Here is a 16,696-nt window from a genome sequence, read left to right on the forward strand (position 1 = left end):
AATGAGCGGTTTTGGCTATTCAGGCATTGGCTATGTCGGGAAACAGGCGACGGTCGACTTAATGTCGACGAAGAATGCTGTGGGCGGATACTTCGGATCTATCGGTTCATTTCATGTGGCTGGCGCGATTTCCAAGGGCAACTACCTTGGACCGGGCTGGACGGGAGGAAAGTGGGGAGGTGGATTCGACGTCCCGGTCGAAGATATACAAGATGGAATGGGGAAGGCGCATGATTACGATTATGGTATCGCAAAAGATATCTACGATGTAATCCAAGCTGATAACAAACTTATAAGTGGAATGAAAGAATATCTTAGGAATGGCACCTTTAATGCAGACCCTAACAATTTGACGTTGCTCGACAAATTGCACGACTACGTCTATGGAAAAGGGCTAGTTGCGGCTTTTGAGGCACTTCGAAACATCAAAGCCGCAGCCGCACTCGGCCAAGATTTGCTTGACGACGGTAAATTAAACAAATCGAATGACATTCCCGACATTGGCTTTGGGCCGAGTTCTCGAGCCGCTCATGCTCAGCAAGAGCGCGAGTATGCGGCAAGCCAACCAGGCTGGAATACCGCCCGACCGCTCAGCTCCCGAGAGGCTGAACTGGCGAGTATGAAGGCTCTGGAGGCCTACAACGCCGCAAAAAAACAACAAGATGGAATGACTGGTGGCAAGTTTCCGGGCAAGGACCAAGACGACTGGGATTTGGGCAAGCCTAACCAGTCAAAGCCTGCGTCGTCAGGCAAAGGTTCGATGGCTGATGCGCGCGCTCAGGATCGCGACTCGATGCCGGGGTATTCAGGTAAGTCTGCCAGTACCCGTGGTGGTTCCGAGTCCTCGTCGGGAGGGGCAAGTAAGCCCAGCGGCGGTACCGGGACCAAATCGGCGAACGGTGATTCCAAAAGTGGATTTGCAGGCGGCTCTGTCGGTGGCAAATCCAAGAATGGCGATTCGCAAAGTGGATACGCTGGCGGATCCGTCGGCGGCAAGACGTCGAGCGGTGGAAGCAAGGGCTCCTTCTCCACGAGCGGCGCGACCCAAAGCGGCAACAAGAGTGGCAGTTCGACAGGTTACAGTTCCAGCAAAAGTATATCCAAGGAGAGCGGTTCAGGCGCTGGCAAAGGTGGCGTCGGCGGCAAGGGTGGCAAGAATACCGCCCCTGTCCTTCTCGACTTGACCGGCAATGGCATCAACCTTGATACAATCTCGACATCGTCGACGTTTGTCGACCTCGATGGCGATGGCTATCAGCATCGCACGGCTTGGGCCGGCAAAGGCACCGGCGTGCTGGTCATCGATGCCGATGGCGACGGCAAGATCAGCCGCTCGAGCGAATTCGTCTTCACCGAGTGGGATCCGACCGCAACGGGCGATCTGGCCGCGATCAAGAGCGTGTTCGACACCAATGGCAATGGCAAGCTCGACGCCGGCGACGCGCGCTGGAACGACTTCAAGGTCATGGTCGATGGCCAACTTGTGACGCTTGCCTCGCTCGGCATCATTTCCATCGATCTGACCCCGACGGGCAGTGGCCAGCGTTTTGATGACGGCTCCGCCGTGACGGGTACGACCACCTACACCAAGTCGGATGGGTCCACCGGAACGGTCGGTGATGCGGTGTTGGTGTCGGACGCCAATGGCTATGTCATCAAGCGCACGACCACCAACAATGCCGACGCTTCGACCACGGTTGCGATCGACGGCTACGACAAGGAAGGCCAGATCGCCTTCCGCAACAGTATTCTCACCAGCGCCGACGGCCTGACCAAGACCACCAAGTTCGACGACGACGGCAACGGCACCTGGGATCGTTCGCAGGTCGAGACACTGCGCCTGGCAGCTCCCTACCAACCAGGCACGGTCGCTCCTGCGCCCTACATCCCTGCGGCAGCACCAAGCGACATTATTGGGACATCTGCTGGCGAATTTTTGAGTGGGACCACCGGCAATGATGTGATCCGAGGTGGCAACAATGACAGTTTGTATGGGCAGGCCGGAAACGACTATTTGATCGGCGAAGCCGGCCAGACCCAGGTCAACTATGATGGCTACGCTGCGGACTACACCTTCACGCTGAATGCCGATGGCTCTGTAACAGTGTCCCATCCTACCTATGGCGTCGACACGTTGATTGGCATCGATAGCCTCTGGTTCAGCGACGAGCAGAAATGGTGCTTCATCCACGAGCTTGTCGCCGGGGCGCCAATTTCGATCGGTACCGGAAACGATAGCGCTTTTTGGGGCACCCCAAATGGGGACACGATTGTTTTCACAGGCGGCACCGGTAACTACGTGGACGGCGCGGCGAGCAACGACACCATTGTCTTTGTAGGAGATGTGACCGAGTACCGAATCCAGGGGCAAGGCGTCAATTTCACAGTAACGCGCGCTGCTACAGGCGAAGCTGTCCAGTTCAAGAACGTTGAATTCCTCAAGTTCAGCAGTGGCCCAGCACTGGCCATGGCCGATATCATCGCGGCGTCGGGGCATGCTTTCGGGGAGCATTGGGCGCAAGCGCAAGTCATTGACCAATCGCGGACGCGGACGATCTCGAACTATGCCGCGGATGGATCTCTGCTCAACCGCACCATGATTGTGACCAGTGCCGATCGAAAGACTGTTACGACCACGGTCGACCAGGATGGCGACGGCGCGACCGACCAGCAGCAAATCTACGTCAAAAACTCAGATGGCTCGTCGACGACGACGGTGACACAAAACAGCACCAACGGGACTATCCTGAAGCGAGTCGTAACCACGGCCAGCGCCGACGGCCTGACCGAGACTGTCCAAACCGATTCAACCGGTTCTGGCGTCTTCGATATCGTGGAAACCGAGGTGACGGTGGTTGCCGGCAATGGCAGCCGTACCAAGACGACCGAGGCGAAGAGCAGCAACGGCACGCTGATCGCCAAGGAAGTCGAGACAACCAGCGCCGATGGCACGACCAAAACGAGCCTGCTCGACAACGACGGCAATGGCGTTGCCGAAGAACGCGACGAAAGCACTGTCGTGCGCGATGGCTCCGGCGCCACGGTCACGACCGTCACCAGCTACAACGCCGACAACTCGCTGCGCGGCAGCTCGGTAACGACAAAAAGCGCCAATGGCCTCAGCACATCCGAAGCGACTGATATCAACGGCGATGGCGTTGCCGATGTCGTTTCGTCGGATGCCACTGTCGTCAATGGCGATGGCAGCCGGGTACAGACGGTCCAGGACAAGAGTGCCAACGGCACCTTGCTTGCCAAGACCGTGCGTACGACCAGCGCCGACGCCAAGACCATCTCGATTTCGACAGACGTGAATGGCGATGGGCTCAACGATTCGACCAAGACCATCGTCATCGACGCCGGCGGTGCGACAACGGCAACGACCAGCCTGTTCAACCCGAACGGCACGCTAAAGTCGCGCACGCTGGAACAATCAGATGCTGCCGGCCTGTCGGTGACCAATAAGGCCGACGTCAATGGCGACAGCGTCTATGATGTCACCGTCACCGACATTACCACCACCAATGCCGACAGCAGCCGCACACGCACCGTGCGGACGTCGAGTGCCAACAACACGCTGATCGGCAGCGTGGCGACGACAACCACGGCAGACAGCCTATCGCAGACCAAGCGTGAAGATATCAATGGCGACGGCACTGTCGATCGCACAACGGCATCCGTCATGGTGCTCAACGCCGACGGCAGCCGCAAGGAAACAACAACGACGACAAGCGCCAGCGGCGCGCTGCTGGCCAAGTCAGAGGAACTGGTCAGCGCCAACCGCAAGACAACGACTGTTACCATCGACGCCAATGGCGACACCAAGACGGATCGCACCGAAGTCAGCATCGTCAATGCCGATGGCAGCAAGAAGCTGACGGGCACGGACTTCAACCCAAATACGACGATCAGGGCGAAGTCCGAAACGACCGTCAGCGCCAATGGGCTGACGACTGAGGTCAAGCAGGATATCAACGGCGACGGCACTTTCGATGGCTCGGTGCGGCAGCAGACCGTCATCAACGCCAACGGCAGCCGCACGACCACGCTGTCGGACCTCGCTGGCAATGGCGCGCTGCTGTCGCGGACAACCACGACCGTCTCGGCCAACGGCTTCTCTTCGGAAGTCCAGGTTGATGACAATGGTGACGGCACCATCGAGACCAAAACCACTGATGTCACCGTCTTCAATGCCAACGGGTCGAAGACCAGGACTGTGACCGAGCTCGCCGGCACCGGCGCGTTGATCGGCAAGACCATAGCCACGACCAGCGCATCCGGCCTGGCAGTGACCATTCAAGAGGACATTGACGGCAACGGGACGACTGATCGCACAACAGCCACAACGACGGTTCTCAGTGCCGACGGCTCGACGATTGAAACGTCGACGGTCAAAAGCGCGAATGGTGGAACCCTTGTCGATTCGGTGGCCACAAAGAGTGCCAACAAGCGGCTGCTGACGACCACCGTCAACCTCAATGGCGATGCCGTGATCGATGAGAAGCGCGCGCTCGTTATAGGCGACGACGGTTCCACGCGCGAGATTGTCGATGTCTACAATTTTGGCGGCACCCATCATTCCAGTTCGCTTGGCATTATCAGCGCCGATGGGTTGACCAAGACGTTCGTGGTCGACTGGGACGGCAACGGCACGACTGAGCGGGCGACCAAGTCAGTCACTTCGCTCAATGCCGACGGCAGCAAGACCGAGGTAGCTGACGAACTCAACCCGGACGGTTCGGTGAAGTACCGGACGAGCACCACCCTCAGCGGCGATGGTTTGACCAAGAACGTTGCCTGGGCCTCATGGGGCACCACGACAAGTCGTTCATTGAGTGATGCCATGGTGCTCAATGCCAATGGCAGCACAACCCAGACCGTTGCCTACAAGAAGGCCAACGGGTCGCTTGAAAGCCAGACGGTGAAAACCGTCAGCGCCGACCAGCTCACGAGCACGATCACCAGGGACATTGACGGCAACGGCACGGTCGATCTTAGTGTGACCTCGGCCAAGCAACAGAACGGCTCTGTGGTCACGACGTTCTCGGGCACGCGGTCGCCGACATTTACCGTTCGCAAGATTGTCACTGTGAGCGCCGACGGCCTTTCGACGACGACGGACTACATCGACAACACCGGTCCCTCCTCGGCGGCTGAGTACATGCCACAACGCCACACGCGCGCGGTGACATTGAACGCAGACGGCAGCCGGATCGAGGCCAGCGATATCACCAAGTATTCGATTGCAGGGGCGTTCGTGTCTCGCGAGCAGGCCCGTAGCACGACTTCCGGCAACGGCCTTTCGATCACCCGGGAATGGGATTTCGCAGGCGACGGTGTCTATGAGCGAAAGCAGACGGATGTCACCGCGCTTGGCGCCGATGGTACTGAAACCCAGACCATCAACGAGTACGACAGCGGTGTCCTGAAGAAGCAATATGTCACGACGACAAGCGCCAATGGCCTGTCCGTCAGCACCAGCTGGGACAGGTTTGGGGTCGATGCTTTCAGCCAGGACTCCACCGATGTCACCACAATAAATGCCGACGGCTCGCGAACACGGACGGTCACAAATCTGAAATCCGACGGATCACAGTTGTCCCAGTATGTGACGGTGGACAGCGCCGACGGAAAAACCACCACCACGCAAGAGAACATCGACGGGATAGCGGGGTTCGATCGGACAATTTCCACTACCAGGTGGGTATACGCCGATGGCAGAAGCGGTGAGTCCACGAAAGCCGTTTCAACAACAGGAAAACTGCTTGAAAGCACCTTGACGTATGTCCTCGGCGATGGAAGGGAGATCACCAAGGCTCGCGATATTGATGGCGATGGCTTCTACGATCAGTGGGAAGCCAATTTGAAGAATGTGGATGGCTCAACCTATACGGCGATCACCAACTTCAAACTTGGTGGCCAGAAATCGAGCCGCACGGTCATCACCACCAGTGCCAATGGGTTGGTGACAACCTCGGAATGGGATTTCGACGGCAACGGAACGGTGGATCAGCGCCGCATTGCCACCGAAACCGTCTATGGTGACGGCTCGCGGCAAACTATCGCCAACGACACGAATGTCACGACAGGAGTTCTGCAAAGCAGCGTCACGACCTATGTCAGCGCTGACGACCGCCTGAAGACCATCAACAACAACATCGATGGTGCAGGTGCTGTCGACCGCATTGAGAGCATCACCACCGATATCAGTGGCTCCGTCACGAGAAGAACCCGGAACGAAACGACACAAGCCCGCGATCCCTTGCGCCTGTTGCTGGGCGAGGTCTACTGGAAGCCTGCGCTGGCCTACAACGTCGCGGTCACAACCAGTGCTGACGGACTGACCACGACAACCCTTGCCGACTATGACGGCGACGGCGGCAATGTCCTGGCAACCCACGACCTCGCGAAGTTCGAGTATTCGGCTGTTTCGAAGACACAGATCGATGGATCTGTGATCACCGACGTCACCGAAAAGAACACGAACGGAACCATCAAGGCCAAGGGTATCGTCACGCTTAGCGCCGACGGACGCACGACCACGCTTCGCAAGGATGGTGACAACAACGGCACCTACGAGCACATCGAAACAGCGTTGACGCTGATAGATGGCTCGATTGTTCACACGGTTGTCGATCTCGACGCGGCAGGAAAAGCCACAAAAAGCGTCATCAGCGGTGTCAACGCTGTGGGCAAGTCCGCATATTCGCTGACAGCTGACAAGACGACTGCAACGCTCACCCTGACCGGAACATTGAAGCTCGAAGACCTGAGCTTCTCTTGGTCCGGCACCGACCTTCAGATCTCCGTGACTCCGATTGCTAACTTAACAGCCAACAGCGTGGTTGCGACCCTTGGTGGCAATGTAAGCAAGGTGGTGATTGGCGGAGTTACCTCCAATCTGCTCGTTGTACCTGTTGCTGGTGGTACTGTTACAGCGACCTCCATTGCAAGCATAGTGTACGGACTTGCGGGCAACGAAACACTATGGGGAGGCGCGGCTGCCGATACTCTATACGGTGGGGATGGCAATGACGTTCTCGCAGGCGCTGGCGGCAATGACTTACACGTCGGCGGAAAGGGCAACGATTATCAAGCTGGCTATGCTGGCGACGATACCTATATCTTCCGAAAGGGGGATGGCGCCGACGCGATCGACGACCGAAACGACCAAATCGTAGCCCGAAGTACACACGTCAATGCTGCATATGCGCTCGGTGTCCACGCCAGCGGAATCGTCAACACGTGGGTGGGGGGCTACTATTGGTCAACAGCAAGTAATTATCTATTCCTGCGTATGGAGGCTGGATCCGACACCTTATCGATGACCGGAGGTATCAAGGCCGAGGATCTCTCCTTCTCTTGGTTCGGGAGTAATGCCGACAACCTGCTAATCGATGCCGGAAGTGGCGACAATGTTACCCTTTTTCAGCAAAGGATTGCTGGCAAGGTCGAGAAGCTGGCTTTCGGCGGACTGGCGGCGACAGTCTTTAACATTGCGACCGCACCTGGTGCCACGGTTACGGGATCTGCAACTGCAGACCTGCTGTTCGGCCTTGCAGGCAACGAACGGCTTGAAGGCGGTGACGGAGACGACAGGCTCTACGGTGGCGCCGGCAACGATCTTCTCTTGGCGGGGAACGGAGCTGACTTCCTACATGGTGGCGTCGGAAATGACTATCTTGTTGGTGATGCTGGAAATGACGTCTACGCCTACCGGCGTGGAGACGGAGCCGACACGCTTGACGACTTCACCTTGACGACCGTGACCTCTGCGGATGTCGCAGCCGCCAACGCGCTTGGCGTCAAAGCCGGGGGCACGGTCAATACCTGGGTGAGCAGTTATTGTTGGGACACGGCCAGCAACCAACTGCTTAAGAGGATGGGCGGAGGCGACGAAACCATCGCGTTCGATAGTTCTTTCGTACTGGACGAACTCAGGCTCGAATGGGTCGGGCAGAACCTAAAGATCAACTTCGCCAACGGTTCGGCGAGCGACAGCATCACGTCAGTTCAGCATGGGATCTCGGGTTACGTCGAGCATATGTCATTTGGATCAGGTCCATCCCTGCGGTTTTGGGCGGCGTCCAGCCTTGGCGCTACTGTTACCGGAACAGCTGAAGACGAATACATGCTTGGATTGGCTGGCAACGAACGGCTAGAGGGTGGGACGGGCAACGACACTCTGATGGGTGGTCTCGGCAACGACACGCTCATTGGCGGTGCTGGGGCCGACAAGTACGTCTTCGGCCTTGGCCATGGTGCCGACACCATTCTTGAAAACGGTGTTGCAGGCGAGCAGGACGAACTTACCTTTGGCGCTGGCATTGACGCGGATGAGCTCTGGTTCCGCAAGGTCGGCAACGATCTGGTGATCAATGTCCTGGGCACCAATGATCAGGTGACAGTACAGCAGTGGTTCTCCGCGCCTGGTACCCAAACGATCGAAAAGATCCGTTCGGGCGATGGCCAGGCACTCACCTACGCCAAGGTCGACAGCCTTGTTGCCGCCATGGCCGCGTTCCAGCCGGCGACGGGGGCCAACCCCGGCGGGGTTCGGGAAAGCGACCTGCAACTCGCCAACCAAAATGGGCTTGGAACTGTGGCCGCAGCCATCAAGACCACGTGGATGGCCGCATAACTTTGAACGCTGCTGAGTGCGCTATTGCACGCTCAGCAGCGTCCAGAGAGCAGGTTGCTATGAGCGACAGGGATGCTGCCTCGACGGCTCGCGGACGCTACACAATGGGTAACGACCGGAACGGCTCCGATCTCTTTCTCCGCAAAGCGGACGGTCAACTTCCGTGACGAGTTTCGGGCGCCGGCAGGCGTACGAAAGTCCCCGAGGAAGGAACCCGCGGGCCACAGGCGACGGCGTAGGCGGTGGCCGGCAGGAGGCCCGTTCTGTTCAGCCCCCTCGCCCCAGGCCCGCATTTCGATCTGGCGAGGCAAGATCGGCTTCGCGCCCCAGCATCGGCCCTGCCCCGCACTCCGTCCACCTCTGCGTCTGTGCCCTCGCCTACCTCCGCCCCGCCCCCATCCCAAGCAACTGCCGCCGCATACTGGTGAAGGCGTTGTCGTCGGTGTGGTTGGTGTTGTCGGCGTCGAACTGGTGATGGCTGGCGCGCAGGTCGGTCGGCGACAGGCCGAAGGCCTGGCGAAAGGCGCGGCTGAAGACCGAGGCGCTGCCGAAGCCGCATCTTGTCGCGATGACCCCGACATAGAGATGCGCCTGGGCCGGGTCGGTCAGGGCGTGGTAGGCGCGCGTCAGGCGCCGTTGCTGGATATATGCGCCGACGCCGCCGATCGGCTCGAACAGCCGGTAGAGCTTGGCCCGCGACATGCCGAGCCGCTGGCACAAAAATTCCGGGCCGAGATCGGGCTCAGGCACATTCGCTTCGATGAGCCGGCGCGCGGCCTGCAGCGAGGTGCCGGCCGACGCCTGCTCGATCATCTCGCGGCCCTGGGCCGAGGCGCCGGCGAAGGCCGCCACAAGCGCTGCCGTGCCGTGGGCGGCAGCACCCGCGTCCTTCGAGGCCAGCACCGGGGCTTGGTCGTAAAGCGCGCGCAGATGGCGGGCCAGCATCGCGTTGAGCGCGCTCGAGCGCTGCAGGATGCGCCCGTGCAAGGCGTCGAGATCGACGACCAGCGGGGCCAGCAGCGCGCGCGGCAAAACCAGCGACAGGCTGCTGTAATGCGGCGCGCGCAAGCTCGACTGCCGGGTCATGTCGAGAATGCAGACGTCGCCGGCATGGACCTCGGACGAACGCCCTTCGACCGACAGGCCGCAGCCGCCTTCGGCGTAGACAAGCAGGCAGATGTTGTCGAGCCCGCCCCGCGCAATGGTCAGCGGCGAGCGCTCGAAGCTGGCGGCCGAGGCCCAGCCGCTGGCAATGGCGATGTCGGCAAAATGATAACTTGTCATTTCTGCCGCAAAGGCGGCACGGGCCTGCGCATCGGCGGCATCCATCTCGTAGAGCGGCGACATGCCAAGACGCAACAGATCGAAATCACGCGCGTTGCCCGCACGCACTGATATGTCCAGGCGGGACGATGGCCTCTTGCCGTCAGAATCCGGCGCCGGCCTGTCCAATGGCATCCTCCCTCTCCATCCCTTGATGCCAGCGTAGGGCGGCGTCTGCGGGTGCGCAAGCCGGGCCCGGCTTTGCCTGGCGTCTCATTTTCTCGACCTGTCGTCTCAATCCCCTTGCCCGCCCTTGCGGGCCCGGCGGCCAACGCAAATTGTCCGGCAGGTTTCAGCGGGGGCGGCGGATGGACAAGACCAGGACGGCAGGCGTGCGGACCGACCTCGCCCGGTTGTCGCGGGCTGCCCTGCCCGACGGTTGCAGCGCCGACCCGACTTGCCGGATTGACCCGACTTTTCGGATTGACCCGACTTGCCGGCTTGAAAGCTTTCATCGGCCTCAGCCTGTGCTGACCCAGGGCATGTGTCTCGCTTTGCTCCTTGTCGCAGCGACAGCGCTCTCCCCCGCCCCGGCGAGCGCGGGCGGCGGCGAGGGCGGAAACTTCAACACGCCAGGCGGTGCCGACAGCGCCACCGGCACCGGCGGCAATGGCGGCAACGGACCGGGCGGCGTCGGCGGCGGCGGCGGTGGTGGTGGCGCCGGTGCCGTGGGTGGCAACGGTGGCAATGGCACTGCCGGTCTTGGCGGGGTGGGCGGCACGGGCGCGCCGTCGGCCGGAGCGGATGGCGGCAACGGCGCGGCCGACCCAGGCTGGGGCGGTACCGGCGGCGGCGGCGGCGGCGGCGCCCATGGCTTTGTCGGCATAAGCCTTCCCCTCGCCGTCTCGGCCGGGGGCGATGGCGGCAATGGCGGCGCGGGCGGCACCGGTGTCAGCGCTGGCGGCGGCGGCGGCGCCGGCGGCTTCGGTGCGGTGGCAACCGGCTCGGGCAGTCTCGGCACGCTTGGCGTGGCGCAAACAGGCGGTCGTGGCGGCAATGGCGGCTCGGGCTATATCGGCGGCAGCGGCGGCAGCGGCGGCACCGGGCTGCTGCTGACCAATCTCGGCGGGGTCATGATTACCGTCGACACCACAGTTACAGGCGGCAATGGCGGCGCCCGCGGCGGCGGCATTGGCGGACCGCTGCCCGGTCTGGGCGGCGCGGGCCTCGTCGGCGCCAATCTGACCGTCATCAATCGCGGCGTCATATCAGGCGGGCTCAGCGGCGACGGCGGCACCCGGGCCGAGGCCATTGTCTTCACCGGCGGCAACAATGTGCTTACCCTGGCCAATGCGACATCGGGGATCACCGGCCGGATCTCGGTCACCGGGGCGCTGACCTTCGATCAGGCGACGGGCTCGACGCTCGACCAGGCCATATCAGGCAGCGGATCGGTGGCAAAATCAGGCATCGCCACGCTGATTCTGACCGCAACAAGCTCCTATACGGGGGCGACCACGGTCAATGAAGGCACGCTTGTCGTCGACGGCTCGATCGCCTCGTCAGCCCTGACCACGGTCGAAAGCGGCGGCATTTTGGCCGGCACCGGTTTTGTCGGCGCCACCAGCATCAAGGCAGGCGGGGTGTTTGCGCCGGGCCACGGCCTGCCTGCTACGTCGATGACCCTGTCCAGCCTGACGATGGAGCCGGGCGCCTATTATGCGGTGGTCCTCGATCCCGGCGCTTCGTCCTCCGCCACCGTCAGCGGCAACGCCTCGCTCGCCGGCGCCACCGTCGCTCCGCTTTTTGCCAGCGGCACCTATGTCGCCAGGCAATACACCATCCTGACCGCCGGCAGCATCACCGGCACCTTCAACCCCACGACCGTCGACAGCAACCTGCCGTCGGGCTTCCACACCACGCTGAGCTATGACGCCACGCGCGCCTATCTCGATCTCGAGCTGAATTTCGTACCGCCGTCAGGGACCGGGTTTTCCGGCAACCAGCGAAACGTCGGCGACGCCATCGTCGCTTATTTCGACAGAACCGGCAGCATCCCGATGGTGTTTGGCGCCCTGACGCCGGCCGGATTGACGCAGCTTTCCGGCGAGGCCGCCACCGGCGCGCAGCAGGCGACATTTTATGCCATGGACCAGTTCCTCGGCGTGCTTACCGACCCGTTCGCCGCCGGGCGCGGCGCACCCGCCGGTGAAGCCGGCACCAATGGTGGTCTCGCCTATGCCGAGGATGGCAAGGGTGCAGCCGATGCGGCCCTGACGGCCATCACATCGCCCGACAAGACATCGCCCGACAAGACGTTGCCCGGCAAGAGCCAGCCTGCCGACCAGCCTTGGCGCGCCTGGGCAGCCGGCTACGGCGGCTCGCAATCAAGTGACGGCAACGCCGCCACCGGGTCCAATGATCTCAGCACCAGGCTCTATGGCGTTGCCGTCGGCGCCGACTATCGCCTGTCGCCCGACACCGTCTTGGGCTTCGCTCTGGCCGGCGGGGGCACCAGCTTCAGCGTCGCGGGCCTCGGCAGCGGCAGCGCCGATCTGTTCCAGGCCGGCGCCTTTTTCCGCCACGATGCCGGTGCAGCCTATATGACCGGCGCGCTGGCCTATGGCCGCCAGGACATCACGACCGACAGGTTCGTGACGATCTCCGGCACCGACCAGCTGCGCGCCCGATATGACGCCAATGCCTGGTCCGGACGCCTCGAAGGCGGCTTGCGCCTCGACGCCGGCGGCATCGGCATAACGCCCTACGCGGCCGGCCAGTTCACCAGCTTCGACATGCCGGCCTATGCCGAGCAGGCGATTGCAGGCGCAGACATGTTCGCCCTGTCTTACGACGGCAAGCGCCTCACCGACAGCCGCACCGAACTCGGCCTGCGCCTCGACAAATCCTTTGCCATGGCCGAGGCCGTGGTGACGTTGCGCGGGCGCCTTGCCTGGGCCCATCATTTCGATCCCGAGCGCAGCCTGACCGCCAGCTTCCAGACGCTGCCCGGTGCCACCTTCGTCGTCAATGGCGCTGCCATGGCGCGCGACACGGCGCTGGTCAGCGCCGCGGTCGAGACAAGATGGCAAAACGGCTGGTCGGCGACGGCAGGCTTCGAAGGCGAATTCTCCGACGTGACGCGGTCCTATTCAGGCAAGGGCGTGCTGCGTTACGCCTGGTGAAGCGTCCCGCTATGCGCCTGCCCGCCGGATCGCGCCGCTTGAGCCATGCCGTGTAACCAATCAGGCCGGCACATAACTCAGCCGGATGACGTCGCCGTCGAAGCGCTCGGTGTCGATCAGGCGCAGCGGCGGCCGGGGGCTGGCGAAAAAGGGCGTGCCGTGGCCGAGCACGACCGGGTGCAGGTAGATCCTGTATTCGTCGATCAGGCCCCATTCGGTCAGGCAACGCGCCAGCTCAGGGCCGCCGACTTCCACCTCGCCCTCCAGCTCGACTTTTAGCCGGCGGATTTCCGCTTCGGTCTCCGTGCCGAGCAGTCTTGCATTGGGCCCGACCGCCTTCAGCGTCCGCGAGACCACCCATTTCGGGTTCTTGCGCCACGCCGCTGCAAAGGCGCGCTTTTCCGCATCCCAGCCGGGCTGATCCTCGTCCCAGTAGCGCATCGTCTCATAGAGGCGGCGGCCATAGAGGCTGCCGGCGAGGTTCTGTGTCTGGTCGACGAACCGGCGATAGAGCACCGGCCCCGGGGCGTAGGGGAAACGATCGTGATCGACAAAACCATCCAGGGACTGGTTCATGCCAAAGAAGAAGCGCGCCATGCAAAGGCTCCCGGAAACAGGCTGATCGACCGCGTCGCATCCTGCATCGCGGCAGCAGCAGGTGCAACGCAAAACCACCGCTATTTTGCAACCGGTTCATGCCCTGTGGGCGCCGCGACGGGAACGCGTCGCCCCTCACTGCACCACAACCAATGATTGATTCAGGTTGTAGAAGATACATATTGCAGATTGTGCTTTTTTGGCTAAAAGGGCGGCCTATCCAGGCTGTCCCCCGGAGCTTATTGCGCGTGCTTGCTGAACAGATCGAACTTGCAACAATTGTGCTTTGCTACAAGGCATCGGAAGACGTCGTCGGCGCCGTGCGCTCATTGCTCGACCAGGACCTGCCGACGGAGATCGTCGTGGTCAATTCCGGCGGCGGCAATGTCGGCGCCGTGCTTAAAAGCGCCGGCATCACCGTCCCCTGCATCGAATATCCCGAACGGCTCTATGTCGGGGCGGCGCGCAATCGCGGCATAGACAACACCAAGGCGCCGTTCGTTGCCTTCCTTGCCAGTGATTGTCGCGCCTGTCCCGGCTGGGTGGAACGGCGCCTGGTCCGCCACCGCTCCGGCGCGCGCGCAGTGGCGAGCGCCATCGCCAACAGCCACCCGCGCAACCTGGTCGCCTGTGCCGCCTATATCGGCATGTTCATGCGGCGCCTGCCCGGCCTGCCTGAAACCATGGCGATCCGCTTCGGCGCGTCGTTCGACCGCGCGCTGTTCGACTGTTACGGCCGGTTCGACGAATCCGTTCCGGCAAGCGAGGACACCGAGTTCCTGAAACGGCTGCCGCCTGAGCTGCAGCCCGTCTGGGAGCCGGATGTCCAGACCGTCCACCTCAACGAAACGCGGCTCCTGCGGCTGATGATCGATCAGTTCCGGCGCGGCATCGGCCATGGCCGCGACATGCACCGGATCCTGGGAAAATCCCATTCGAGGATTGCCCGCGACGTGCTGCGCCAGTGGCGGCCGGCACGAACCCTTGCGCGCGCCGGCCTCAGTGGCAGCGACCTGGCCTATGTCAGGCTGTCGATGCCGATCTTCTGGCTCACCCTGGCCGCCAAGGCCTGTGGCGTGCTGGTGTCGCAATGGTCAACCGACAGGCCAGCCACCTCAGGCATCACCGCAAACTAGGCTGCCCCTGATGATCTCCTTGGAAATCAAGCCGAAACGGCCGCGGTGGAAGACGCTGTTGCGACGCAAACAAAGGGTAATCGCCGTCTTCAGCTACCGCTTCGACGCCCATCTGGTCCCCGACCTCATCGCCAATATCGATCCTTTCGTCGACGGCTGGGTGGCCTTCGACGACCGGGCCTCGACCGGCGTGTTCAGCAGCGAGGTCGGGCGCCGGCGCTGCCTGCTCGAGGCGGCACGGCAGGCGGGCGCCGACTGGATCCTGGCCGTCGATCCCGACGAACGGTTTGAAGCCGCCGTGGCGTCAGAGATCGCCACCCTGACCCGCAAACCGGGGCGCATCGCCTGGGGTTTCAATTTCCGCGAGCTTTATGCACCGCTGAGCTACCGCATCGACGGGATCTGGGGATCCAAGATTCGCCATTGCCTGTTTCGCGCCTTCGACCCGGCCGAACGGACCGACACCGGCCTGCATGATCTGTGGTACCCCAGGAACGCCGGCTTCAGGGAGTTGCGCTGTGGGCTCAATCTCTATCATCTGAAGATGATCGACCCGGCGCGGCGCGGCGCGCGGCGCGATCTCTACAGCTTTCTCGATCCCGACCGCCGCGACCAGGCCATCGGTTATGACTACCTCGCCGACGAAACCGGCGTGCAGCTCGAACCCGTCCCGGCCGGCCGCCTGTACCATCCGCCGCACATCGACGACGGCGGCCTGTGGATGTTCGACCTCCAGGACAAGGCGGGCGGACTGCCGGCTGGAGATTGACGGCGGCTCCGCTGGTCGGCTTTCCGCACGCTTCAAGCCGGTTGCCCGCACAGGCAACGGGACGGAATCGTTCGGTTCGGCAGTCGATGCCCCGCAGAACGACTATTCGCTCAGTCGGAAATTGCGGATCCGGTCGAACAGCACGGCAAGCACGATGGCGCTGCCGATGAATGTGCCTTGCCAGAAGGCGTTGATGCCGAGCAGGCCAAGGCTGTTGCGGATCACCTCGATCAGCGCCGCACCGATGATCGCGCCGAAGGCAGTGCCGACCCCGCCGGCCAGATTGGCGCCGCCGATGACGGCGGCCGCAATCACCTGAAGTTCCATGCCTGCGCCGATATTGGTGGTGACGGCACCGAGCCAGCCGGTCTGGATAATGCCGGCGATGCCGGCTGACAGTGCCGAGATCATGTAGACGGCGACCTTGATCTTGCGCACCGGAACGCCGGTCAGCGTCGCTGCGCGCTCGTTGCCGCCGATGGCAAAGACGTAGCGGCCAAATCTCGTCCAGCGCAGCACAAAACCGATGAGCAGCGCCAGAACGATCATGTACAGCACCGGATTGGCGATGCCGAAGAACCAGGCGCCGCCGCCCAGCGCCAGCAGCTTGTCGTGGTCGGGGCCGAACTGGAAGACGACGGTGTTGTTGGATGCGACCATGGCCAGGCTGCGTGCGATCGACAGCATGCCGAGCGTGACCACGAAGGGCGGAAAGTCGAGATAGGCGATCAGTATGCCGTTGAACGCGCCGATCACCAGCGCAGTGCCGATGGCCGCCGCAATGCCGACCTCGATGCTGTAGCCGGCATGCATGACCACCGCCAGCACCATGCTGCACAGGCACAGCACCGAACCGACCGAGAGGTCGATGCCGCCTGTGATGATGACCAGCGTCATGCCGAGCGCGATGATCGCGACGAAGGTGACGTTACGGGTGATGTTGTAGAGGTTTTTTGTCGTCGCGAATGAATCGGTGGCGAAGGACAAGAAGATGCAGGCTAAAATGACGGCGACGAGGATCCAGAAGGTCTGGCTGCCGAGAACCTTGGCCATCCAGCTCTGCTGTTTCTGTGAAATGGTCTGGTCAAGGGTAATAGCCATCATC

Annotated in this window: 7 protein-coding genes; 4 read left to right on the top strand and 3 right to left on the bottom strand. The window is 62.0% G+C overall.

The window, feature by feature from the left end; translation table 11 throughout:
- Positions 1 to 61 precede the first annotated feature (61 nt).
- Positions 62 to 8,641, top strand: coding sequence for an SPM autocatalytic domain-containing protein (locus IHE39_RS31025; RefSeq protein ID WP_210327727.1), 8,580 nt, complete (start codon positions 62 to 64; stop codon positions 8,639 to 8,641).
- Positions 8,642 to 9,019: 378 nt separating this feature from the next.
- Here the strand turns inward: IHE39_RS31025 and IHE39_RS29730 are convergent, their stop codons facing one another.
- Positions 9,020 to 10,099 (bottom strand): helix-turn-helix domain-containing protein, encoded by a 1,080-nt coding sequence (locus tag IHE39_RS29730; protein ID WP_192569072.1) that lies wholly within the window; start codon positions 10,097 to 10,099, stop codon positions 9,020 to 9,022.
- Between the two features lie 347 nt (positions 10,100 to 10,446).
- Between IHE39_RS29730 and IHE39_RS31030 the strand changes: the two genes are divergently transcribed.
- Positions 10,447 to 13,089, top strand: a complete 2,643-nt coding sequence (locus IHE39_RS31030; protein ID WP_192569073.1) for an autotransporter domain-containing protein — start codon at positions 10,447 to 10,449, stop codon at positions 13,087 to 13,089.
- 60 nt (positions 13,090 to 13,149) lie between these two features.
- Here the strand turns inward: IHE39_RS31030 and IHE39_RS29740 are convergent, their stop codons facing one another.
- The gene (locus IHE39_RS29740) at positions 13,150 to 13,686 is read right to left on the bottom strand and encodes a dihydrofolate reductase family protein (RefSeq protein ID WP_184773067.1); all 537 of its coding nucleotides are present in this window, start codon (positions 13,684 to 13,686) and stop codon (positions 13,150 to 13,152) included.
- Between the two features lie 248 nt (positions 13,687 to 13,934).
- On the opposite strand from IHE39_RS29740, the gene IHE39_RS29745 reads away from it, so the two are divergent.
- Both IHE39_RS29745 and IHE39_RS29750 read left to right on the top strand, forming a co-directional pair.
- Positions 13,935 to 14,822 carry a glycosyltransferase gene (locus IHE39_RS29745; protein ID WP_192569074.1) on the top strand — a complete coding sequence of 296 codons (888 nt, stop codon included), beginning with the start codon at positions 13,935 to 13,937 and terminating at the stop codon, positions 14,820 to 14,822.
- 58 nt (positions 14,823 to 14,880) lie between these two features.
- The gene (locus IHE39_RS29750) at positions 14,881 to 15,591 is read left to right on the top strand and encodes a glycosyltransferase family protein (protein WP_184773063.1); all 711 of its coding nucleotides are present in this window, start codon (positions 14,881 to 14,883) and stop codon (positions 15,589 to 15,591) included.
- A gap of 102 nt (positions 15,592 to 15,693) precedes the next feature.
- On the opposite strand, the gene IHE39_RS29755 is transcribed toward IHE39_RS29750, so the two are convergent.
- On the bottom strand, positions 15,694 to 16,692 hold the full coding sequence (locus IHE39_RS29755; protein WP_184773061.1) for an ABC transporter permease: 999 nt from the start codon (positions 16,690 to 16,692) through the stop codon (positions 15,694 to 15,696).
- Positions 16,693 to 16,696: the final 4 nt, after the last annotated feature.

The sequence above is a fragment of the Aminobacter carboxidus genome, from assembly GCF_014863355.1.
Lineage (GTDB): Bacteria > Pseudomonadota > Alphaproteobacteria > Rhizobiales > Rhizobiaceae > Aminobacter > Aminobacter carboxidus.

Coding starts and splice junctions, on each gene's coding strand:
- IHE39_RS31030 (WP_192569073.1), top strand. CDS start 10,447: ATGTGTCTCGCTTTGCTCCTTGTCGCAGCGACAGCGCTCTCCCCCGCC.
- IHE39_RS29755 (WP_184773061.1), bottom strand. CDS start 16,692: ATGGCTATTACCCTTGACCAGACCATTTCACAGAAACAGCAGAGCTGG.
- IHE39_RS29730 (WP_192569072.1), bottom strand. CDS start 10,099: ATGCCATTGGACAGGCCGGCGCCGGATTCTGACGGCAAGAGGCCATCG.
- IHE39_RS29740 (WP_184773067.1), bottom strand. CDS start 13,686: ATGGCGCGCTTCTTCTTTGGCATGAACCAGTCCCTGGATGGTTTTGTC.
- IHE39_RS31025 (WP_210327727.1), top strand. CDS start 62: ATGTCGACGAAGAATGCTGTGGGCGGATACTTCGGATCTATCGGTTCA.